Consider the following 24,615-nt stretch of genomic DNA (forward strand, 5'->3'; position numbering starts at 1 on the left):
ATTTAAAATCAATATAATACTTCAATTAAAAAAAAAGTAATTGCATTAAATTTAAACTAAAGTTAATTTATTCATTAAAAAACCAAATATAGGTATTCGTAGAAAATAACTTTAGTAAATTTGTAAAAATTTGAAAAACAATGAAAACGATAACAATAAAAGAAACACAAAACCCAACTATATTAAAGTTTGAATTTCAAGACTTTATCACTCAGAATGAAAGTTTTGAATTTAAAAACATTGATGAAGCTAAACCATCGGCTTTAGCACAACAATTATTTTATTTACCATTTGTAAAAACAATTTACATTTCTGGAAATTTTATTGCTATAGAAAAATACAGCATTGTGGAATGGGATGATGTCAAAGATGCTGTTGCAGAACAAATAGAGAAATTTGTAAACGATGGCGGTACGATTATAACCGTAGATGAAAACAAATCTAAAAAACAACCTGTAACTGTTTATGGTGAAACAACACCAAATCCATCAGCATTAAAATTTGTAGTTAGTAAAATGCTAACTAAAAATGCTATTGAATTTAAAAACATAGATCAGACTTCGGCTTCTCCTTTAGCAAAAGAACTTTTTAAGTTTCCTTATGTAAAAGAAATTTTTATCGATGAAAATTATATTTCTGTAACGAAATATGAAATCAATGATTGGCAAGAAATAACGTTAGAATTAAGAAGCTTTATCAAACAATATATTGAAAATGGCGGAACTGTTTTAGACGAAAATTACGTTGCAACAGTAATTGCTGAAGAAAGCACTAAAGCTCAAGAATTTGATAATTTAGATGTAACCTCACAACAAATAATCAACATATTAGAAGAATATGTAAAACCTGCTGTACAAGCTGATGGAGGTAACATAGCGTTTGAATCTTATAACGAAAGTGACAAAACTGTCAAAGTGATTTTACAAGGTGCTTGTAGCGGATGTCCATCTTCTACTTTTACTTTAAAAAGCGGTATAGAAAACATGCTTAAAAGTATGTTGAATGATGAAAGCATTAAAGTAGAAGCCGTAAACGGATAAAACCTTACTGAATTTCAACGTGTTATGTTAAATAAAATTAAATTTATTCAGTACATATAAATAAATTTGTATTTTTATAATTAACCAAAAACATAAATCATGTCTATATTAAAAGTAATAGAAGTACTTTCAAGCTCAGAGAAAAGTTGGGAAGATGCAGCTCAAAAAGGAGTTGCAAAGGCATCACAAACAATAAAAAACATTCGTTCTGTTTATGTTAAAGAACAAAGCGCTAAAGTTAGTGATGGTGGTATAACAGAATTTCGACTGAATATGAAAATAACATTCGAACTCGAATAAATTAATTATCTACTAGAAATAGAATAAAAAAAGCATCTCTTTAGAGGTGCTTTTTTTATTCACTATATCTTCATAAACATTTACAAAAGTAAAAGATAACTAAACAAAAAACAGCAGTATTGATTGAGTAGAAATTATTATTATTTTCATGAAAACAACAAAATTAATATAGCATCTGATTATCAGTAAATTATTAGTGTTTTAATAAAGTAATGTTCACAAAAAAAGACTATTATTGCGTAACTAATCAAACAAAATAATATGGGACTATCATCATTTTTTAAGAATTTATTTGGCTCTGCCAAAGAAACTGCTATTGAATTAACAGATAAAGCAGAAAGTACTTTAGAGCAAGCAAAAGAATCTGCGGCTCCGTATTTAGAAAAAGTAGAAAATTTTTCAGAAGAGACCTTAGAAAAAGCAAAAGAAACAGCAAAACCTTATTTGGAAAAAGCACAAACTATGGCTGAAGATACATTTGAAAAAGCCAAACAAACTACAACTCCCATTCTAGATAAGGCAGAGAATTATGCAAATCAAGCCAAGGAAACATTAAATGAATACTCTGAAAAAGCAGAAAAATCGATCGGCGATGTAGTAGATTCACTTAAAGAGAGTGCAGGAATGTCTAACGAAAAAGCAAATGAAATAGCAGTAGATACTACAACCAAAATTAATACTACTGCTGAAGCAATTAAAGAAAATGTACAAGAATTCACTAGTGATTCAGAAACCATTCTAAAAGACTCTGTGGATTCTTTAAAAGACAAGACTAATACTGTTTCAGAAAAAGTAGAAGATTTTGCAGAAGAAGCTAAAAATACTATTGCAGACAATGTAGAAGAATTAAAAGAAGCAACTCAAAACACAATAAATAAAAAAGAAGAGAACTTAGATTAATTTAATAAAATGAATTAATTTGTATCTTTGTACATCAACCAAACCTTCTCATATGAGAAGGTTTTTTATTTAGAAAAAATGAATTTAAATCCAGAACAAATAACAGACTACGCAAGCCATTTTTTAAAAGTACTAATTGATTATTCACCAAAATTAATTTCTGCCTTTCTTATCCTATTCGTAGGGCTTTACGTTATACGTTTAATAAATAGATTTATACGAAAGTTAATGATTAGTAGAAAATTAGAACCTACATTAACAAAGTTCTTAGCAGATATATTACTTTGGGTATTAAGAGTACTATTATTTGTATCATTTATTGGCAAATTAGGAATAGAAACCTCCTCATTTGTCGCTATTTTAGGAGCTATGGGACTTGCAGTAGGATTATCACTTCAAGGTTCATTATCTAATTTTGCAGGTGGAATGCTAATTATTTTATTCAAGCCATTTAAAGTTGGGAATACAATTGAAGCTCAAGGTGTTGTCGGAACGGTTTCAGAAATACAAATATTTGTAACTAAATTAATTACAAGCAACAATCAAACTATTTTTATACCAAATGGATCTTTATCGAATGGGACAATTATCAATTACTCGTTACAAGAAACAAGAAGAGCAGATTTGAACATAGCGATATCCTACGACACCGATATCAAAAAAGCTAAAGAAATTATCATGACTGTTTTAAATAGTAATCCAAAAATATTAAAAACACCTGCAGCGGAAGTCTCTGTAAAAAGCCTAACCGATACCGGAATTCAATTAGCGGTTAGACCTTGGGCAAAAAACGAACATTTCTGGGGCGTTTATTCAGATACTTTAGAGGAATGTAAAAGAGCTTTTGATGCTGCAGGAATAACTATTCAACCATTTGTAATGGAACTTTCAAAAAGCACAGAAAACAATTCAAAAAAAGAGCAAAGCAATCAATAGATGTTCAAAGAAGTTTTAAATTACTTTTTTGAAGGAGTAATCATAAAATCTTTTAAGTAATAAGGTTCAAAATAAGCTACATCAACTGTGTCGTTTATTTTGAACTTTTCATAACTTATTGCACTCATTTCTTTAGCAGATGGGTATTTGATATTTTCTAAAAAATAAAAGTTTTCTTTAGTTAATACAGACTTGCATTTTTCGGCGCAGTCACCAACGAAGTAAAGTTTTTCTTCTAACTCTGAAAAAGAATCTTCTGAAATAATTTCGGCTAAGATTTCTCTTTTTTTATCAAATTTTGGATTAAAAACAGCACTGTAAACTTCCATTCTTCTGGCATCAATCATCGGAATTATTAATCCATCAGAAACTGAAACTTGCCTTGCTAAAACTTGTAATGTATCAACAGCAATCAAAGGAATCCCTAAAGCAAAACAAAGCCCTTTTGCAGCCGAAACTCCAATTCTCAATCCTGTATAAGATCCTGGACCTTGACTTACTGCAATTGCCTTTAAATCTTTTAAACTAATATCCGCTTCTTTAACAATTTCCTCTATAAATACGTGTAAACGTTCGGCATGAGAATACCCTTCCTCTGCAATTTCTTTACATAATATTGTTTTACCCTCTTTTGCTAGAGCTACAGAACAATTTTTGGTAGCAGTCTCTATATTTAATATATATTCCAATTTCAGCTTTTATTTAAAAATGAAAATCACAATTATAAAATTTTATAATTGTGATTTAAAAAATGATGCATTAATCAATTACTTTTTATTTTTTGTTTTTTCATTATCAGTTTTTAAAGAAACTAAATCTCCCGAATTCAAATCTTTAGTTACTGTTGCATAAGGTCCTGTAATAACAACATCGCCTTTTTGAAGCCCTGTTAAAACTTCAATATTTGTATCATCTTGAATTCCTGTTTTAATAATTCTAATTTTGGCCTTGTCTCCTACTTTAACAAAAACACACTCGAATTTTTTATCTACTTTTGGGGCGTCCTTTTGTTCATCTTTAGGATCTACAACAACAATATTTTTTACAGCAGTAGTATCCGACTTAACCACAACAGAACTAATAGGAACTGACAAAACATTCGCTTTTGTTTGAGTAATAATATCAACTGTTGCAGTCATTCCCGGTCTAAAAGGAGAATATGTATCCGGTTTTCCTTCTAATAAGTCTTTATAGGAATCTTTCAATATTCTTACCTTAACCTTAAAATTAGTTACTTGATCTGCTGTCAAAGCTGAACTAGCCGAATTGGAAATACTAGTTACAGTTCCTTTAAATTGTTTTTTCAAATAGGCATCAACTTCTACGTTTGCCTCATCTCCAACTTTAATCTTTACGATATCATTTTCATTAACATTAACTTCAACTTCCATATTATTCAAGTTGGCAACTCTTAAAATCTCAGTTCCTGTCATTTGTTGCGTCCCTAAAACACGCTCTCCTAGTTCAACATTCAATACTGAAATAGTTCCATCTGCAGGTGCATAAATTGTAGTACGACCCAAATTGTCTTTCGCTTCGTTTACAGTTGCAGAGGCACTTTGTACATTAAAGTAAGCACTTTGTTTTGCTGCTTTTGCAACTTCATAGGAAGAAACTGCTTTATCCCAATCTGATTTTGAAATAATTCCTTTTTCAAATAAAGTTTTATTTCTATCATAACTTGATTTAGATTCATTGAAAGAAGCATCCGCTTGACTTAAATTGGCTTTGGTTCCTGATAAATTAGAAATGGAACGATTGTAACCAGAAGTATATAAATCAGGATTAATTTTTACTAATAAATCTCCTTTCTTTACTACCTGTCCTTCTTTTACATTCAAAGAAATAATCTCACCTGAAACTTCCGACGAAATTTTAACTTCAATTTCTGGTTGAATTTTTCCAGTAGCCGAAACAGTTTCTACAATAGTCATTGGTACCACTTGAGCCGTTTCTATTTCGGTACCTTTCTCCTTATTACCGATTACTCCTGACTTTGAAAGAATTACTAGACTTGCAATTAGTACTACAGCACCTCCTATTAGGATATAAATTGTTTTTTTAGACATAATTAATTTAGTTTTTGATGAGAGAAATTCCAAAATAGAATTCTAAGATTTTAATTTTAAAAATGTAATCGTACTTAGTTCTAATAACTTCTGATTGCGCATTAGTTAATAAGGTTTGTGATTGGTTAAAATCGAAAGAGTTCATTAAACCAACATCATATTTTTCTTTTGCATAATCGTAGGCTCCTTGTCTGGCATCTAAGGCTGCTAAAGAGGATTCATAAGTATTAAGAGCTCCTTTAGCATCTGCAAAAGCAGTGAAAACATTTCTCTGTAAATCTAAATCTTGTTGTTCTACTGCAATCTTAGATTTATCAAGACTTACTTTAGAGCGCTCTATGTTATTGCTTACCGAAAATCCATTAAGGATTGGAATTGAAATTTGAACACCAAAAGATTGCCCTTTATTATTACTAAATTGATCAAAAAATGGTTCTGGTCCACCTAATACTCTACTGAAATTTGGAGCTAAAACATTTTGATTGGTACCTTCTACAAACCCCACTACTGATGTGGGACTTGCCGCATTTGGCACAACTCCAGTGATCCTATCGCTATAAGCAACTCTAGAATTAAAACTATAAAAACCTTGAATGGTAGGCATGTGAGCTCCTCTTGAAATTTCAAGATTTTTTTGTGCTATTTCTAGATTAGTTCTAGCAATTTTACTTTCTATTTTAGTTTCTAAAGCTTTACTATAAATTGCCGAAGGAGATTGAGCTAAAATATTATTTTCATCATTAATATTGGTATCATCAACTACCTCAAAGTTTTCAAAATCTTTAAGTTGCAATAGTTGACTTAAACTCAACTTAGAAATTAGCAAAGCATTTTCTGCAACAATAACATTTTGATTATTTAAGGCAACTGTAGCTTTAATATCTAATAAGTCACCTCTAGGAATAGAACCCGCATTCACCAATTCCTGTGATCTTGAAAATTGCTTTTCATTGATTCCTAATTGTTCTTTTTGGACCTTTAGATTTTCTTTATTAAAAAGAACTTGCAAAAAAGCATTAGCAACATTCAATGCAACATCTTCCTGCATTTTGACCAATTGATATTGAGAAGCTAAAATTGACAAATTCGCTTTGCGCAAATTATTTTGATTTTGTAAACCTCTATAAATATCAATTCCAACATTTACACCTGCAGATGTAAATTGTGTAGTTTGATTTTGAAGAAGTCCTGTTGTAATATCCTGATTCAAACCAATATTCCAAGAATGAGATGCACTAGCATTAACAGATGGAAGAAATTTACCTATAGCGCCTCTCTTATCAATTAACGCAACCTTAGAATCAAGTTCAGTTTGCTTAATCGAAATATTATTCTTTATAGCATATTGTACACATTCCTCTAGAGTCCATTTTTTGGCTTGTGCTTGTATGGTCACACAACCTGCTACAATAGTTATTAAACTGAGAAAAAATCTTTTTTTCATATTTTTTTTTGAATAAAAGTGCAGAAACGATGCAAAACAAATTTAAGTTTTTATAACAAAGATCACTGTATTAATATAAAATATTTTACTCGTAATTACATTATAAAGCTATTAGACTTTAAGAAATAGCTTTTGTTACAAAAAACGATAAAAAAAGAATTCTTTTGTTAATTTTACTGGATTAAACTAAATTAAAAATGTCAAAATCAAGTTTTATATATAGCCTAGTTGGCTTCTGCATCTTCATGAGTAGTTGTGCACCAACAAATAAAATCGATGCTTTAAAACCAGAGCCTGATGATGCAACGCCATTAGTTTATGAGAACACGCCGTCCTTTATAAACATGCCTATTAGTGTAAAGATAAAAGACATTGAGTATCAAACAAACTCCGTCTTGAACGGACTTATATATGAAGATAATACTATTGAGGATGATGATATTGAAATGAAGATATGGAAGCTTGCTCCCATCACAATAAAAAATGACAACGCAGCAAAAGGTGAAAAAATCAAAACTACACTTCCCTTAAAAGCAGTAATTAAATACAGAATCGGAACCAAAAAATTAGGCATTGAAATGTATGACATCCGTGAATTTCATCTCGACGGAGTTGTTACACTAATTAGTGATGTAGCTTTGGTCAATTGGAAATTAACTACAAAAACAGAATTAAAATCTTTAGAATGGAATGAAAATCCAACGATGACTCTTTTTGGGAAAAATCTTCCAGTGACCTATCTAATAAATCCCGCAATAAAACTTTTTAAAACAAAAATTGAAACAAAAATTGATGCTATTATAGAAAAATCAATGGACTTTAAGCCAAATGTATTAGAAGCACTTGAAAAGATTTGCACACCATTTCAAATGAGCGAAAGTTATGAAAGTTGGCTTAGAATTGTTCCCATCGAAATATACTCTACGAATGCTAAGTTAAAAAATGATGCTTTTATTTTAGACATGGGAATGAAATGCAATATGGAAACTCTTATAGGAAGACAACCAGAATCAAAATTTAACGCATCAAAAATTACCTTAAAACCTGTCACTACGATTCCAAATGCAATTTCTGCAAATATTGTTGCTGTTTCTACCTACAGAGATGCTTCGAAAATAATAACCAAAAACTTTTATGGACAAGAATTAGGTTCAGGATCAAAAAAAGTAAAAGTACAAGAAGTTTCTATTTGGCATAAAAACGGCAAAATGATAATCGCATTAGACCTTTTGGGAGCCGTGAACGGAACTATCTATTTATCTGGAACTCCTCAATATAATGAACAAACAAAAGAGATTTACTTCAATCAATTGAATTACGTATTAGACACTAAAAGTAAATTGATGAGAACTGCAAATTGGCTTGCAGAGGGTATAATTTTAAAGAAAATTGAACAAAGCTGTCGCTACTCTATAAAACCAAATTTAGAGGAAGCACAAAAAAGTATGATGACTTATTTAAAAAATTACTCGCCAATGCCAGGAGTGTTTGTAAACGGCAAAATGGAAGAAATTCAGTTTGAAAAAATTCAATTAAACAACCAAGCAATCCTTGCCTTCATTAAAGTAAACGGCGTAGTGAATGTATCTGTCAACGGTATAAAATAATGATAGACAAGTTTCGAAATAAATTTATTAGCCCACTTTATTCTTTCTCATTCTATAAACAGCATACCCAATGCCTCCAACTAAAAGATAAGGAATTGCCATTAAATAAACTATCCCATCGTTAATAGCCTCAGCTTTTGCAGTATTACCTTCGCTAGTTAAGGCAGCACGACACATTGCGCACTGTGCATTTGAAGAAACAGAGAAAAGACCGAAAAAAAGAAGACAAAAATAAATTGACCACTTTCTTTTTATATTTTTTGTTTTAATATACATAATAAGGTGAAATCATTAAATAAACAACTACTCCAGTAACAGCAACATATAACCAAATAGGAAATGTAATTCGTGCAATCTTTTTATGCATTTCGAAATTTTGCGATAATGCCCTCACGTAAGTTATTAATACCATTGGTATAATAGCTATCGACAAAATAATATGAGAGGCTAAAATGAAAAAGTAGATATAACGAACAAATCCTACACCGCCAAATTTTGTAGAATCGGCCGTCATATGATATGCAACATACATCACAAGAAAAGCAACTGAGAAAGCAATTGCACCTGTCATTAAGCGTTCGTGGAGCTTTTTTTTACCATTCTTAATAGCAACGACCGCAGCGATTAAAAGTAAAGCGGTCAAACCATTAGTAGAGGCATAAATAGGAGGCAAAAAAGAAAGCGGCGCTACATCAAATCCAAAGTCTTTAAGTTTTACACCAAAAAGGATCGCAACAACAACTGGAATCACAATAGAAACAGCAATAATGAGTCTATTGTATTTTTGTTCTAATGAATTATTTTTCATTTATTCTGCTAATAATATATTAATATCTTGTTGAATATTTCTAACCCCTTTTTTATCTAAACCATCGTAATATAAAATTGGATTTCCATACTCATCATTTCTACAACGGATATTCCCGTTTTTATCAATCAAAGCAAACAAACCAGAATGCTCAAATCCACCTGCAACTTTATTGTTTTGACCAGCATAAAGATTAAAACCTTTATTTGCTAATTTAAAAATATAGTCTTTATCACCTGTTAAAAAATTCCAGTTGGAGGATTTAACCCCTAAATCTTTAGCATGCTGCTTTAATACTTCAGGCGAATCGTGTTCTGGATTAATAGTAATAGACACAATTCCAAAATTGGGATTCCCAAAAAACTTATTTTCAAGAATAAGCATGCTTTCATTCATCTTTGGACAAATTGTTGGACATGTTGAAAAGAAAAACTCCAATACATACACTTTCCCTTTATAGGTTTCATTGGTAATTTTCTTATTTTCTTGATTAACTAATTCAAAATTTGGAACAGCTCCAATTTTAATTAATTTACCTTCATCTGCAGTTTTAGGTTTAATACGATCTAATCGTTCTCCCTGAACCGTTTTATCATTTTTAATTCGTTCGACAATTTTTGGGATTGCATAAATTCCAAAAATTAAGATAATAAATGAAATACCTATATATGATTTATTTTTAAGCATCTTATAATAAATTAAATTTGTCTAGTAGCGTTTTTATTTTTTTTGTAGGCAGCACGATATTCATAAAGAATAACTTTAAAATCATCTAACATTTCGTTACTCAACTCAGCTGGATGAAAGGTATTATATCCTTCTTTAGTTCCTTTAACTAATTTTCTACCGCGAAGGTTTCTATTTTTATCAATAATATAAACTTTAGAAGTTCCAAGTTTATCGTCTAATTTCTCTACTAATTTTAATTGCGCATAATAGGCTTTAATCTCTTCTGGAGAGGCAAAAACAAAACGCCATTGAGAAACATCAGTAAACATAGCAAAAGCATCAACTACTTTCTTGGCATCACTTTCTGTTCCTATAGGACAGAGAATAACAAATTGAACATCTTTAAATTTATGATAAGTCTGATATATCTTTTGGTTTAAATTAAAAAAATTACCTCTATTTTTTAAAAGTTCAGTTCCTGAAAAACCAAGAATAGTCACTTTTCCATTTAAAGTAATTTCCTTACCATCTAAAGTATTCCAATGCCCAAAATCAGCAGTATTAGTAGTTAGGGTTGGCAACTTTGTATATCCGTTTACACCAGAAGCAAAGAATAAATAAGCTACAATAGGCAAAACAAATAGAACGAAAAGAACAATATTTTTTTTCATTATAACACCTTAATTTTACTATATAAAAAAAGGTACCCGCTAGAACGGATACCCTCTTTATGAATTAATATTTTTTTAAAAATTCCATTTAATGGTAGAGTTTTTAAACACCTCATAAATATAATCCCCTTCGGTCAAAAGAATAAAGAGTAAATATAAAATCAGAAAAATTACTGGAAAAACAACTGCACTCCTTAAAGTACTTTTTTCACCTTCCATGTGCATAAATGCCCAAACGATGTAATATGCTTTATAAAGAGTTAGCGCATAAAACACCCAATTAAGAATGTTCATACTCAGAAAATCGTTCATAAAAAGAAAATCTGGTTTTACTATTCCTAGATAAACCTCTACTATTGTAACGGCAGACAATATTCCGAAAACCTTCCAGATTCTACCTATGTTAGATACGTGTACGTGTGACATAACAAATATTTTTTTTGAAATTAAACTAGATAGAAAACAGTAAATACAAATACCCAAACTAAATCGACAAAGTGCCAGTAAAGACCCACTTTCTCAACCATTTCATAGCTTCTTCTTTTTTCATAAGTTCCTATAAGAACATTGAAAAATATAATGATATTAATAATAATACCAGAAAAAACGTGGAAACCGTGGAAACCTGTGATAAAGAAAAAGAAATCAGCAAATAATTTATTTCCATATTCATTTCTGATCAAGTTTGCACCTTCAACAACGTAATGGGCATCGCCCAATCTTGCTTCAGATTCTTTTCTTGAAAGAATTGTTTTTTGCTTTTCTTTATTCACAACCTCTGTTCTAATCAAAAGTTCTGGATGCGCTTTAAAACCTGCCTGAACTTCCTCTACAGAGAATGAAGGCAAAGAAGGCTCACTCATAAACCATTTTGCTTTATCTCTAGTAAGTTGCTCTCTTCCTTCTGGCAAGGCAACTGCAAACTCAGCTAATGCTACACGTTTACCGTCTTTGTCAACAAATTGAAGTAAACTACCCCCTTTTGTCTCAATAGCACCATATTCACCTTTAATAAAGTTTTTCCATTCCCAAGCTTGAGATCCAACAAAGATTATACCTCCGATAATGGTTAAAAACATGTAAAGCGCTACTTTACCTTTTTTCATTTGATGACCTGCATCAACAGCTAATACCATTGTTACAGATGAAAAAATCAAAATAAAAGTCATTAATGCAACATAATACATCGGAGCAGATACTCCGTGCATAAACGGGAAGTGAGTAAACACTTCATCGGCTATAGGCCATGATTCAATAAATTTAAACCTAGAAAAACCATACGCCGCAAGAAACCCTGAGAAAGTTAAAGCATCCGATACGATAAAAAACCACATCATCAATTTGCCATAACTAGCCCCCATTGGCTCATTGTTGCCTCCCCAAGTTTTCTCTTCACTATTAGCAGTAGTAACTGTCGATTCCATATAAGTTATTCGTTAAAAAGTTCACAAATTTACGTTTTTTTCTTATTTAAAGAAATATAAAAATAAAAACAAATAAACCCACAATAAGTCTAGAAAGTGCCAGTACATTGCACCTAGTTCAATTCCAAGGGTTTGAGATGAATTGTATTTTTGTTTAAAATGATTATAAATTATAATTAGAAGTGAAATCATACCACCAGCAAGGTGAATCAGGTGCACAACCGTTACAACGTACAAAAAAGTTGTCGTTATTGAACTTCCACTTCCAGTGAAATAATAACCACTATTTACTATTTGTCCGAAACCTACAAATTGTAAAATTACAAACAAAATTCCAAGAAATAAGGTACTCAAAAGAAAAACTGAAGTTTTACCCTGATCGTCTCTCATTATTGCTTTTTTAGCCAAATAAAAGGTAACACTACAACCAATAATTGCTGCAGTACTATAATAAAATGCCGAAGGCAACTGAAAGTCTTTCAACCAATCTACTCTTGATTTACTTACTACAAAAGCACTTGTAAGCCCTGCAAACATCATCGTCATACTGACCATAGAAAATAGCAAAATCAATTTATATGATCGTGCAGTTCTAGATTTCTGTTCATCTGTTGTCATTATCATTTCCATAACTATCTTAAAAATTTATCTATTATATAAACCAGTTGCAACAATGTAATATACAAAACACTGACCAACATCAATGTACGTGCTGCTTTAGCCGTTCTTAACTTGTACAATCTAAAAGCATAAAATAACATCCATAACCCCAAAATAAGTACTACAACTGCAGCAACTGGAGTTATATATAATCGTCCAGTAAATCCTAAAACCGGTAATAAAGACGCTAAAATAAGCCAAATTGTATATAAAATAACCTGCAATGCGGTTCCTTTATCTTTTTTTCCTGTTGGTAACATAAAGAAACCTGCCTTCTCATAATCTTCATACAAAAACCAACCTATTGCCCAGAAATGAGGAAATTGCCAAAAAAATTGAATTAAAAATAATGTACCTGCCTCAATACCAAACTCTCCAGTTGCTGCTACCCAACCTAACATAAAAGGAATAGCTCCAGGAAAAGCACCAACAAAAACCGACAAAGAAGTCATGGTTTTTAGCGGAGTATAAACACTAGTGTATAAAAATATTGATATCGCCCCAAACATAGCTGTTTTAGGGTTAATTGTATAAAGAAGTACTAATCCTATTACTGTTAAAAAACTCGCTACTAACAAAGCGCTCCCTTTAGACATTCTTCCAGAAGGAACAGGACGATTTTTAGTTCTATCCATTAAGGCATCTAGGTCTTTTTCGATAACCTGATTAAATGCATTTGATGCACCCACCATGCAATAACCTCCAATAGCTAACTTAAACAAAATCATCCAGTTTAAAGAATGAAGATCGTTTATCCCTAGCATAAATCCAGCTAAAGACGAAAAAACAACACTCACAGCTAGACGCGCTTTAGTGATCTCGCGAAAATCTATATAAATGGATTTGAAGGAAAGGGTACTTTTAGTTGCGTTCAATGCTAGTAATTATTTTAGTTGTAAAAACTTTTGCAAAAGTAGGTTATCAAAAGGGATTTGACAAAAAACAATTCACAAAAAGAGTATTTAAGATTCAAAATAACAATTAATAATCAAAATACCAATTAAAAATATCTGCACGCAATCCTATATTGAACCAATTTGTACTTTCAGTAAAGTTAACTGCCGTATTCGTATTGGGGTCAAAACTCCTGTAAATATAACTTCCAAAAAGTTTTAAATTAGTAGCTGGATTAACCAAATACCCTCCTTGAATATCGGCAATAAAAATTGCAGTTTTATTTCCTTGACCTACTTTAACACCACTATCTAAAGGACGCTGTTCGTCATAATCTTTATAAATATTTCCTCCATAATTAAAACCATCTTCTGCAGAATCAAAATCCAAACCTCGAGTACCAATTGTAAATTTAGCATCCGCAAAATATCTGCCTTTATGATATCTTGCAATGGCTAGAAGTTCGTTAAAATTTCCTCCCCATTGATGCCCTAAACTCTGATTGTTATGACCATAATTGGTAATTGGCATGCTGTGCGAATACACATAAGGACGAACATGATTGTACTCTAGTTGCAATAATAAATTATCAATTTTGAAAGCATTATAGTATTTCACTCCAAGCTGATATCCGTATTTATTTTTCCAACTATTGTCTCTTTTTTTAACATCACCCAAGGAAAATTCATCTAAGATAAATTGCCCATAAAAATTAATTTGATCACTCCATTTGTATTTATATGTCAATCCCAAAACTGCGTTTCCACTTCTTGCAGAAGAAGCGAATTCTACAGATCGATAAAAAATAATTGGATTTACAAAGCTTACATCAAAACCTCTATTATTTGTATTGGTCCAAATCACAGACTCAAAGAAACCTAGATTTAATCGATTAGAAACATTCCAACTCAAATAATGATTTGCCATAAACTTTGTAGCATAAGTTCTTTCTACCGTAACTTCAGGTCTTACATCCTTCAGCCACATATAGGTATTGGTATATTTAATTTTCCAAAAATTTGTATTTAATTTAAAATAAGGATATGGACTTGCGCCATCGCTTTCTAATAAAGATCGGTATCCATCACCGATAAAATTTCTTCCGTAACCCAATTGCAAGTCGATGAATTTGCTTGGAGCTAAAGTCAAATTAGCTTCTGCTAAAGGGAAATCAAATCCATCTGTTTTAAAATCTTTAGCAATTCCCATTCCAGGAACTATAGCAGGATTTCCTCCGGCGGGTTTTATTGATTGCGCATATCTGTTGTAGTAACCTGCAAAACGACCTTGACTTTCAAAAACTGTAGTTGTAAAATTAAGCATCTTACCCAATCCCCCACGAAAATTAATTCCTCGAGTATTCACATAAGTGTAAGAAGACTCACTGTGAGATGCTTTTCCAGCCTGTAAATCAAATATCGGGTTCAATGTAAACCAGTAGTCATCTCCCTTAATTTCTACCATACTTTCATTCCATAACTTTCTTTCCCACCAACTAGATGCTTTCTTTTTTAAATCTTCATTTACTAATTTGAGATTATAATATTTAGACACCTCAGAATACGTGTATGGTTTTGAAGCGGTATGATTATTAGTTCCTATTTGATTTAAGGAAGCATCAAATTGCGCATAATAACTATGAGAAAAAGGAACATTTAAGTGACTTTCAAATTCAGGATTATCAAATTTTTGATAGACAATATTATCTAGTTCCGTAATTTTTTTAGTATAATTAGGCATAATTTTAGCCTTAGCCAAAGCTTCTGAAGCTATCACTTCTTTTGATTTCAATGGAATTAAAATCAGCAGTGTAAATTTAGCGTATGTAGGATTACCATTGTAAGTAGCTGGTAGGATTTTAGGAAATTTATCAAAAACTCTTTTCGTTTCTTCAATCAATTTTTCCTCTGCAGCATCAATATATATAACTTTAAAAGATCCTTCTCGATCAACCTCGAAAAGCACTTTTACATTTCCTTTAAAATTAGTGTCTTTTAATTGTTGTGGAACTTTAAAATTTTCAAAAACAAAATCTTGAATTTGATCATAAAAACAATTTTCTATTGCCTTTGATTCTAAATTCACACAAGTTGAAAAAACAGGAAAACGCTCAGCAGAATTTAAAGACTGAACAGAACTACTTGTAATCTCTTGTGCGGTCACTGAAAAAGAAAACAACATTAAAAAAAATAAAATTATTCCTTTGTTGCAGTTTATAGTATTCTTCAATTTAGTATTCATTGTTTGAATTTTCGCCATTAGCAATCAATTTTGCACCAGAAGTACCAATTCTTTTAACCCCAAGTTCAATCATAGCAACAGCTTCATCATAAGTCCGTACTCCTCCAGCAGCTTTAACAGGAAGTGGCGATGCATTTTCAAGCATCATTTTGATAGAAGGAATTGTAGCTCCATTTGGCAAGTTATTTTCCGTTTTATAAAAACCCGTAGATGATTTTACAAAAACTTTTGAAAATAATTCTTCTTGAAAATTAGAAACAATTACATTTTTGATCAAACTTGACAATTGAATAATTTGTTTATCATTGAGTGCTGCCACTTCAATTATCCATTTTACAACTTTATTATTCTTTAAACCTAATTGTGTTCCTTTTAGGATTTCTTCTTTTAACAATTCAACATCTCCATTTTTGAAAGCTTCATAATTACAAACAAAATCAAGATCATCAGCACCATCCTCAATAGCTTGAGCAGCTTCTTTAAGTTTATCTTCAATCAACGATTTTCCTTCTGGAAAATCAATTACAGTACCTATTTGCAAATTTGATTTTTCTTTAAGAATCATTTGTTTTGCTAAAGAAACCCTATCTGGCCTAATCATAATAAGTTTAAAATGTTCTTCGATAGCTTCTTGGATAAACCCTTTAGCGACAAGAATATTTTCCTGTTCGCTAATACCTGCTTGCGTAGCTGTTTTTAAATAGGTAGAATCTAAATATTGCTTTATATTCATGATGTTTTGATTTGATAATTGTAGCAAATTATGACTTACAAAAATACATTATATCTGAACATATCTTTCAAATAAAATTTTCTATTTGTATTATACAATCTAAAAATAGCCTTTGTTATATGAATTCAAATGTGAATTAAAAAATTACAAACTAAAGAGTTACATCCATATAATAAAAAAGTCCCACATAAGTGGGACTCAAATTTTAATTTTACTTCGTTTTATTATTAAAACCAAATAAAGTAATAAGAAGTAATGATAAGCACGCACCTGAAACATTTGCCATAACATCAAATATATCTGCTTGTCTGGTTGTAGTGAAAAAACCTTGAGCTAATTCGATTCCAATTCCAAAAAAAAGAGAAAAAAGAAATGAAAAAACTAATGGTTTATAACTAACTACTTCTTTATACTGATTCTTAAAAAATAAAAAGCAGAAGGTTGTTAACACAAAATGAAAAAACGCATGAACGAATTTATCTATATTTGAGACATTCCCTAAAGGAACACTACTAAACTGTGCTAAACAAAAATAAGAAATAATCAAAGACCAGATTAGTGCGGCCCAAAAATAGAGCTGTTTACGCACCTATTAATTCTTTATAAGCTTCACTAGAAAGCAATCCTTCTACTTCACTCATGTTTGCTATTTTTATCTTGATCATCCACCCTGCACCATAAGGATCAGAATTTACGCTTTCTGGATTACTTTCTAAATCGTCATTGAAAGCAATAATTTCTCCTGCTATAGGAAGAAACAAATCTGAAACGGTTTTTACTGCTTCTACTGTCCCAAAAACTTCATCTTTCTCTAAAGTTTGATCTAAAGTTTCCACTTCAACATAAACAATATCTCCTAATTCTTTTTGAGCAAAATCTGTGATTCCTACTGTTGCGATATCGCCTTCAATACTAATCCACTCGTGATCTTTTGTGTACTTTAAATTTGCTGGTAAGTTCATCTAAATTGTAATTGATAATTATTAATTGTGTTCTTTGTTACAAATGTAACAATCTTCTATTCATTTCTGGTTGAGATTCAAAAAAAATTAATTCCCAAAGTTATAACGAAGGGTAAAGCCTGAACGAATATTGGTTAACGGAAAAGAAGTAGATATTACTGCTTTTGAAAACGAATGGTCATAATAGAAAATTGCTGTCAAATTTTTACTAAAAGAATAATCTGCTTTTATTTTTAGTGACCATATATTCTGTCCTCCCGCTAATTGATTGTTGTTATAATCTAAATAGCGAACAATGGTCTGATTATTTCTATACGCTACATCAGCTGCGATATTTATATCACTTTTTATTATCCCTGTTGGACTATCTGCCAATCTCGATGAGAGTACAACATCCTTAAAACGATATCCCATTCCCACTATATATTCAACACCTTTTACTTCGGTTAAAAGATTATTATCAAAACTCATTGACAACGCTCGGTCTTTTTTGATTTCAGTAAGGACTTTAAAAGAACTTTTCAATTCGAAATCCATTCTAATTAGCGGACTAAATTGTTCTACTAAATTTATATTAGACATAATAGTCTGATTTAAAAAATTACCACTTAGATCTACTCCATTAGGCGTTTTATCATAATCAAAATTAGATCTAAAAGCATTTATGGTGTAGGAAGCTCTGTAATTATGCTGCAAAGAAAAGCGTTTAAAATTTTCTTTAAAAAGACTATAACGCATCAAGCCATTGTATTTAACCGCCCAATTGGGTATCGGAAAACTTCTAAAAATACCTAATGAAACCGCAGAGGCATCGCCACCAGAATAAGCTGCCAAAAATGCTGGCAATAATACTGACTGATTGTTTTTACCATATCCTAAAGGAAATCCTTCTGGATCTCTATTCAATGGGTTGTTAATGTCAATACCTCGTTCTGTGGCTAATCTATTTGCAATTGTAAGACGGTTGGCTCTAAAATCATCAAAAGCTGCCGAACCATTTTCATCACTAGTAGAAAATGAAGTTTTTATTAACACAGTTGAAATTGAAAAAATACCTGTATTGTAAGGAGATCTAGCGTTATAAACACCATTTGTAACATCATATTGTTCTGATGAATTTTCAGATATAGATCTGTCTAATGTTAAATCAATCTTCAAGTCTGGAAACAAATCTATATTGGCTGTGGCTTTAAACAACTTGTTACTTACCTGAGTGAAATTTTGGTTAAAATCAGGGTAATCCGTTAACCATCCGTTTTTTGCAGCTTCATATCGAATATCATCTTGGCTTCCAAAAATAAAACCTAAAGAAGGTCGTGAGGAACCTAAAAATCCAATGCCCGGCGTATATCCTGGTAAAACAGTCCCACTATTATAGGTATAATTGACCTGAATGTTTTTTACACTAGTTAGAACCCCAAGCAAACCATCCATAAAAGGATTGTTTTTTGGAATTTGATTCGCATTAGCATTTACTATTTTCTCCCCAGGTTTTGGCAATACTGTTTTTGCTTTAGGAGTTGTTTTAGAGTTGTTTTTTGAAATCCCCAAATACTTATACAACATCTCCATATTGAATGTGGTATTTATATTATTTGAATTCGCATTTTGAATCGTATTTCCTAAATTATAATCAGTACCGTCAATACTAATTTGCGAAAGCGCGTTAGAAGCACGTTGCCAAGTATAATCACCCGTATAAGAATAATTTGCTTTTACAAAACTAAATAAGGGTATTTTATTAATTGGTATTTCATAATTAACTACCAATTGTTGCATGTGCTGATTTGGATCTCCTATATCCCAATAACTATCCCAAATGGTAAAACTATCAATAGGTTCATTGTCTTCATTTAAATAATTTTTTACAATATTACTTGAAGAAGCTGTGTAATTTAACTTTAGCGATTTAGTTAAATTATAATTAAAACCATATTGATAATTAAAAGCAAAATTTCTACGATATAAAGGATCTAGACCAATACCTTCTACTTCTACTTGCCTAAATTGCTGACGATTATATTGTCTATTTATATTGGTATTGAAAGTTATATTAGAAGGCAAATAATTAAAATTAAAGTCACTCAACAACTTCCAATAATTACTTTTTTTCAAAAACTCGTTCTTTTTAAAAGGTTCGATTGGTTTAGATTGAAAAGTATATCCATAATCTACTGATGAGTTGGCTTGTTGATCTACATAATCTTCTATTTCAAAATCATGTCTTTCTACTTGATTAAAAGACTGAGAAAAAGTAAAGTTTTCAGGATCATACAAATGTTGTTTTTGCTCTGGCTGACGTTCTTTTCTTACTCCGATAAAGTTTATACTTTTCCTTTTAGTATAATCTACTGCTCTATTAATTATATTATCTCTCTTATTTTGATCAGTGGTGTTTTCTAGTAATTGCTTTAGCTTTATATCTTGATTAAAAGGGTCGTACTCCGGGGTAATTGTTTCTTCGCCAATAGCATAATTAAAAGGTAAATTAACGCCCCATTTTTGTGGCAATAATTTTCCTAAATTCACATTAGTTACAATATTATATTGTCTTGTATCTTCTCTACTTCGTTCGTTTGGTCCTTGTTCTAAAGATCCAAAACCAATAGTGGTTTTTCTACCGGAAGCAGAAATCGTAGCAAAATCAGCAAGGTTGGTATCAACATTAAGAACTGCTGCCATTCCTCCGTGATTATCCATATCTGCCAATCGAAGTTCATTAAACCACACTTCTCCTTTTATGTCATTACGGGCATCACTATTTTTTACACCTACCATAAGTGTTCGTACTAATCCAAAATTTGGATTCCCTTTTATACCTAATTTCAACCCATTACTTCCATCTCCCTCTGGTCTATTTGGATCTGAATCTGGATAATAAATTCCGTCAGCAGGCAAAGTCATCGGATCGATGCTCATTGCTATAATTTTTAATTTAGTCAACAATGCCAATGATAAATCGATTTGATTTTCCTCTGGCCAAACTGCTTCGGCGCTTAAAGAACTACAATCAGAATTAGAAATTCCTGCAGGAACCGTTACTTTCAATGGAATTTCTATTTGGTAAAAATTTTGTGTAAAGTCATTTCCAAAACGAATAAAACCTACCATTTGATTGTCTTGAAGAGCGATTTCTCCTGGCAATGATTCGGCATGCAAGAACATTTTTAATTTCTTGAACTGACGCATATCAATACTAACATTTTTAAAAACAGCTCTTGAATCTCCAGGTTCTAATCCGTCACCCGAAACTCTTAAAGCCAACGCCTGTTCATTTTGATTAATAATGGTATTGTTATTATAAAGTTGCTCTCTTTGAACTCCTGGAGGCGAAATATAATTCACGGGGCATCTTTCATTATTTTCTTGCACACTCACAGCCTGAACATCTAAAATAGTATTGTCATCTGCCAGATTTAAATCATTAAAATCAAGAGCATTTGTATATCTTCTCCATTCGCCACGAACCAAATCTAAGGCTCCAAAACGAACTGTAACCTCAGACGTAAATCCAGTCATAAACATTCTCATGAAACGAATTGATCTAAAATCAGAAATGTTTCCTATTGTATTCTCTGGTTGAGAAACAGGCACTTTAAATTGCAACCACCTCGCTTCTGTGGTAGAACCATCAGGCAAAGTAACTTGTGTATTTCTTACATCAGTTACATAATTTTGACCAACATTCATCCCCGGCTCAATTGCGACACTATATTCATAGTAAGCATTGATGGTATTCATCGTATTGTCTCTATTAATATCTTCAACATCAGGCAAAGTTGTCGCTCCTCTATTAGGATCATTTATATTAACAGCCGAATTTCCTTCGGTACCATTATAATTTTTATACCTATCTAAAATGCTTCCAGTAGTATTTAAATAATAAATGTAATCATCTGCTGCAGGATCTATTTCAGAGGCAAAATTAGTATAAACAGAACCTTCATTCGCATTAGACAAACCATCTAAACCTATATCTTGGTTTTTTCTGTTATCAGCATTGTTATCAAAGGCATAAATCAAGGATTGAGACGCAGGAACATCTCCCCATAAAGGTCTTGGATTTGTTAATATTTGATCTGGACCTAAACCATTTTCATATTGTTTTCTTCCATCTTTTAGTACATCTTCTGATATTTCACCTAAATTAAAATAAATTTTTCCTGTATTTGTCAAAGGTGATTGTCCTTTTCCCACATAGGGATCTAAAACCCAAAACTGAATATACTCTACATTACCTTGTTCAAAATTGGTAGCATTCAAAGACCTCATGATTCCTCCAAAATTACTAGCTGGATCCGAAGCGGTAGTAGTACTATTATTATAAGAACCTCTTTCGGAGGGATAATAACTCAAGTCTAATGTATTTACAACTTGGGTTTGGCCTTGCGCGATATCTGTAAGTGGATACAACTCTCTACTAAAAATTCTTCTGGTTGAATTAAGTGAAAGATCTTCATTAGAAATTCCAGATGGTTTTTGAGTATAAAAAATTGGGTCAATAGAATACCATGATAATTTGGCTCTTTTGAATCCATAACTTAAATCATTTGCATCAGCATTAAAATTATAATTACTTTTTGCATTTCTAGCAGGAGTAGATGCTAAACTCCAAGAATAAGCAGAACGCATGTCTATAGTAGATTGTGAGCCTTCAAAATCATCAACATAAATAGTAGATTCTCCCTGAAACTTATCTGCTTTGGGCGAATCAGGTTTCAAAAAAGCTACTTCACCTCTTATAGAAAGATTAGAGGGAACATCAGTATCAATATTTGGCAATTTATTTACTAAGCGTGTCAAAAAAGGAACCGCAGTAGAGAAATTAGTATTAAATCCAAAAATAGTATTATTAACAGATTCTTGACCAAAACTTGATTTTTGTGTAAATGGTTTTTCAGACATTTTTAGAAATGTACCACCAACTAAAAAATTATCAGAAATTTTATGTTCTACATTAACTCCCATGAAACGTCTGGTTTGCTGACCAAAAATCGAATTGTTCTCTAAAGAAACTTCAATTGGTGTATTAGAAGCTTGTAAAGAAGGATCCAATATTTGAACACGACCTAATTGATAATTAACACTATAATCAACACCTTCAACCAAAACTCTTCCTGCAGCAGTAACTACTACTGAACCTTGAGGAACATTGAATGCTCCAATTGGAATACCATCGCCACCACTTGACTTATACTTACCTCTTAATAGAAATTTATTTTTATCACTGTCTTGCAAAGCACCTGATTGTGTATTTCGGTACATACTTCGAAAAACATATTTCTTTTGATTTTCATTATAAGTTGTCGTATTATTATAATTTTCTGCTGATCCAGTATTTGTTAGTTTTGAAAATAATAATTCACCAAAAGGTTCTTTAGTTGTAAATATAATTCTCCCGTTCTGAGCATCAATTGTTAGACCAGGCATGAAATCAAAAAAACCATCTCCTCCATCTTGAGGATCGTTGTTATAATTTAACTTATCTAAATTAAAAACTTTTAGCAAAGGCGTTTCAGCAACTTTATTTTCTTTGGAAGGATTGGCAGGAAAAGGACTTCCCGCAACTGGACTAATATAATTTAGTGGTGAAGGATCAGAATACAGGATATTAAATCTAAAATCTTCTTGCTTTAATTGGTATCCTCCTTGAATTTGGTAGATATTTTTCATCATCAAATTCCAAACGGGATTTTTTACGTTTGTCAAATTGCTTTTCAGCATTTTTAATACTAAACTTTGTGAAATAATTGCTTGATTAGATGGATTCGTTCCTGTTACCACTGTAGCATCTACACCGTCATTACCAAACTCCCCTACTTGATAAACTTTATCACCAATTGTATATTGATAGGCAACAGCAAGCACTTCATCATTAGCTAATCTTTGTTGCAAGGAAATATACCCAAGTTGCGGATTAAAGGTATATTCATTTGGATTAAGTTTTCTTGCATTTTCAAGTTTAGAATAATCTTGACCTTCGCTAATCGTAATATTAAAACCAGAATTAGCCGTTACAATTTCACGAATATTAGCATTCAGTAATCCTGTTCCTAATGTAATTTGCGCTGGATCATAATCATTATTCGAGTTGTCCGTTGGAGAATCTGGCGGATTATTAAAAATGCCATTAGAAGGATTTAAAACTACCACCTCGGTATCTGGTAAACCAGACAATTGTCCTTCACCTAAATCCTGAAGCGCAATAATATTTCTTAAGTTATTGTTAGTTGTAGTTACCCTATTTTGCTTATTTGTTACCCAGATTTCAATTCTAGAAATTTGAACTCTACTATCTATAAATGGGTAATTTGCAAGTGATTTATCATATCTATTTCTAAAATACTGAGATAAGAAAAAGTGTCTGTCTGAATCATAATCTAATGCAAACATCTCGAAATTTTCAATAGTACCTCCACCTTCTGCAACTAAACTTTTTGTTTGTGATTTTTGTTCCGAAAAAACACCTGTTATGGTTGTCTTACCAAATTGAAGCTTGGTTTTGACACCAAATAAACTCTGTGCCCCTCTAATCAAAGAACTGTTTAATGGCATGCTCACATTTCCCACTTCTATTTTCTGAATAATATCATCCTCTGAGGGGGAATAATCTAGTTTTATTAAATTCTGAAAAGCAAATGTAGATTGCGTATCGTAATTGGCATTTACATTAAGTCTAGTTCCTACTTTACCCATTAAACTCATACTAATTCTTTGATCAAAATCAAAAGTTAGATTAGAACGATTTCTCGGAGAAAAAGAGGGATTATCTTGTTTTGTATACCGCATACCAATATCCATCTCTACAGATCCGGTAGGCTTTACATCAATTGTATTACTTCCAAAAATTGATTCGAAAAGACCCGATTTAATGTAATATCTTGGCAATAAATCCTTTTTTGCCAGATCGCTTCCTTCTTTTTTACCATCAACAGCATCGACTTTTTTCTTAAAATAGTCTCTCATCGACTCTTTTAAAACTAAATTCTCGTATTCTTTTGGAGTTAAAATTATTGGATAATTGATAGAAAACCCTTCTACAGAATTGGTATAAATATACCGATCAGTAACAGGATCATAAGTATATGCAGAAATAATACTTTTTGGATTTTTTAGTTGAATTTTCCCTTTAGAAAATCCATTTTTAGTCGTATCCTGAACAACTTGTTCTACTTGAGCTTGTGATACAAAACCACAAAATAAAACAAGCAAAAAAATACAAATTTTATGCATAGAATTCGTGTTTCTTATGTAGCT

At 31.4% G+C, this 24,615-nt stretch carries 21 protein-coding genes; 5 read left to right on the forward strand and 16 right to left on the reverse strand.

What is annotated here, in order from left to right; genetic code table 11:
* Positions 1-140 precede the first annotated feature (140 nt).
* The 4 genes from MW871_RS09635 to MW871_RS09650 all read left to right on the forward strand — a co-directional run bounded on the left by MW871_RS09635 (position 141) and on the right by MW871_RS09650 (position 3,176).
* The gene (locus MW871_RS09635; protein WP_188048867.1) at positions 141-1,040 is read left to right on the forward strand and encodes a NifU family protein; all 900 of its coding nucleotides are present in this window, start codon (positions 141-143) and stop codon (positions 1,038-1,040) included.
* Between the two features lie 99 nt (positions 1,041-1,139).
* The gene (locus tag MW871_RS09640) at positions 1,140-1,340 is read left to right on the forward strand and encodes a dodecin family protein (protein WP_188048868.1); all 201 of its coding nucleotides are present in this window, start codon (positions 1,140-1,142) and stop codon (positions 1,338-1,340) included.
* A 261-nt stretch (positions 1,341-1,601) separates the two neighbouring features.
* Positions 1,602-2,240 (forward strand): apolipoprotein A1/A4/E family protein, encoded by a 639-nt coding sequence (locus MW871_RS09645; protein ID WP_248428379.1) that lies wholly within the window; start codon positions 1,602-1,604, stop codon positions 2,238-2,240.
* 78 nt (positions 2,241-2,318) lie between these two features.
* Complete coding sequence (locus MW871_RS09650; protein WP_188048870.1) at positions 2,319-3,176, forward strand: mechanosensitive ion channel family protein; 858 nt, start codon at positions 2,319-2,321, stop codon at positions 3,174-3,176.
* Between the two features lie 20 nt (positions 3,177-3,196).
* Here MW871_RS09650 and tsaB read toward each other — a convergent pair whose 3' ends face one another.
* The 3 genes from tsaB to MW871_RS09665 all read right to left on the reverse strand — a co-directional run bounded on the left by tsaB (position 3,197) and on the right by MW871_RS09665 (position 6,689).
* Entirely contained in the window at positions 3,197-3,865 is a 669-nt protein-coding gene (tsaB, locus tag MW871_RS09655; protein ID WP_210644612.1) for a tRNA (adenosine(37)-N6)-threonylcarbamoyltransferase complex dimerization subunit type 1 TsaB, read from the reverse strand.
* 78 nt (positions 3,866-3,943) lie between these two features.
* Positions 3,944-5,245, reverse strand: a complete 1,302-nt coding sequence (locus MW871_RS09660; protein ID WP_188048872.1) for an efflux RND transporter periplasmic adaptor subunit — start codon at positions 5,243-5,245, stop codon at positions 3,944-3,946.
* A 7-nt stretch (positions 5,246-5,252) separates the two neighbouring features.
* Entirely contained in the window at positions 5,253-6,689 is a 1,437-nt protein-coding gene (locus MW871_RS09665) for a TolC family protein (RefSeq protein WP_248428380.1), read from the reverse strand.
* Between the two features lie 197 nt (positions 6,690-6,886).
* Here MW871_RS09665 and MW871_RS09670 point away from each other — a divergent pair, with 197 nt between their 5' ends.
* On the forward strand, positions 6,887-8,296 hold the full coding sequence (locus tag MW871_RS09670) for a DUF4403 family protein (RefSeq protein WP_188048874.1): 1,410 nt from the start codon (positions 6,887-6,889) through the stop codon (positions 8,294-8,296).
* A 27-nt stretch (positions 8,297-8,323) separates the two neighbouring features.
* Here MW871_RS09670 and MW871_RS16415 read toward each other — a convergent pair whose 3' ends face one another.
* The 13 genes from MW871_RS16415 to sov all read right to left on the reverse strand — a co-directional run bounded on the left by MW871_RS16415 (position 8,324) and on the right by sov (position 24,591).
* Positions 8,324-8,473 carry a hypothetical protein gene (locus MW871_RS16415; protein WP_370566786.1) on the reverse strand — a complete coding sequence of 50 codons (150 nt, stop codon included), beginning with the start codon at positions 8,471-8,473 and terminating at the stop codon, positions 8,324-8,326.
* An 88-nt stretch (positions 8,474-8,561) separates the two neighbouring features.
* Complete coding sequence (locus tag MW871_RS09680) at positions 8,562-9,104, reverse strand: DUF420 domain-containing protein (protein ID WP_248428381.1); 543 nt, start codon at positions 9,102-9,104, stop codon at positions 8,562-8,564.
* Positions 9,105-9,791, reverse strand: coding sequence for an SCO family protein (locus MW871_RS09685; RefSeq protein WP_210644622.1), 687 nt, complete (start codon positions 9,789-9,791; stop codon positions 9,105-9,107).
* A gap of 11 nt (positions 9,792-9,802) precedes the next feature.
* Positions 9,803-10,444: a hypothetical protein gene (locus MW871_RS09690; protein ID WP_210644624.1), complete on the reverse strand. Its 642-nt coding sequence runs from the start codon at positions 10,442-10,444 to the stop codon at positions 9,803-9,805.
* Between the two features lie 75 nt (positions 10,445-10,519).
* The gene (locus MW871_RS09695; protein WP_188048879.1) at positions 10,520-10,870 is read right to left on the reverse strand and encodes a cytochrome C oxidase subunit IV family protein; all 351 of its coding nucleotides are present in this window, start codon (positions 10,868-10,870) and stop codon (positions 10,520-10,522) included.
* A 20-nt stretch (positions 10,871-10,890) separates the two neighbouring features.
* Positions 10,891-11,868 carry a cytochrome c oxidase subunit 3 gene (locus MW871_RS09700; RefSeq protein WP_248428382.1) on the reverse strand — a complete coding sequence of 326 codons (978 nt, stop codon included), beginning with the start codon at positions 11,866-11,868 and terminating at the stop codon, positions 10,891-10,893.
* Positions 11,869-11,910: 42 nt separating this feature from the next.
* A complete protein-coding gene (locus MW871_RS09705) occupies positions 11,911-12,498 on the reverse strand; it encodes a cytochrome c oxidase subunit 3 (RefSeq protein ID WP_188048881.1) in 588 nt (195 codons plus the stop codon).
* A gap of 2 nt (positions 12,499-12,500) precedes the next feature.
* On the reverse strand, positions 12,501-13,403 hold the full coding sequence (gene cyoE / locus MW871_RS09710) for a heme o synthase (protein ID WP_210644628.1): 903 nt from the start codon (positions 13,401-13,403) through the stop codon (positions 12,501-12,503).
* A gap of 106 nt (positions 13,404-13,509) precedes the next feature.
* Entirely contained in the window at positions 13,510-15,603 is a 2,094-nt protein-coding gene (locus MW871_RS09715) for a capsule assembly Wzi family protein (protein ID WP_248428491.1), read from the reverse strand.
* A gap of 49 nt (positions 15,604-15,652) precedes the next feature.
* Positions 15,653-16,396, reverse strand: a complete 744-nt coding sequence (deoC, locus tag MW871_RS09720) for a deoxyribose-phosphate aldolase (protein ID WP_188048883.1) — start codon at positions 16,394-16,396, stop codon at positions 15,653-15,655.
* A gap of 211 nt (positions 16,397-16,607) precedes the next feature.
* Positions 16,608-16,985: a VanZ family protein gene (locus MW871_RS09725; protein WP_188048884.1), complete on the reverse strand. Its 378-nt coding sequence runs from the start codon at positions 16,983-16,985 to the stop codon at positions 16,608-16,610.
* Entirely contained in the window at positions 16,978-17,358 is a 381-nt protein-coding gene (gene gcvH, locus MW871_RS09730) for a glycine cleavage system protein GcvH (protein WP_188048885.1), read from the reverse strand. Before gcvH ends, MW871_RS09725 begins: the two co-directional genes overlap by 8 nt.
* 87 nt (positions 17,359-17,445) lie before the next feature.
* A complete protein-coding gene (gene sov / locus MW871_RS09735; protein WP_248428383.1) occupies positions 17,446-24,591 on the reverse strand; it encodes a T9SS outer membrane translocon Sov/SprA in 7,146 nt (2,381 codons plus the stop codon).
* Positions 24,592-24,615 lie beyond the last annotated feature (24 nt).

It is taken from the genome of Flavobacterium pygoscelis, from assembly GCF_023162025.1.
In the GTDB taxonomy this organism is placed as follows: Bacteria; Bacteroidota; Bacteroidia; order Flavobacteriales; family Flavobacteriaceae; genus Flavobacterium; species Flavobacterium pygoscelis.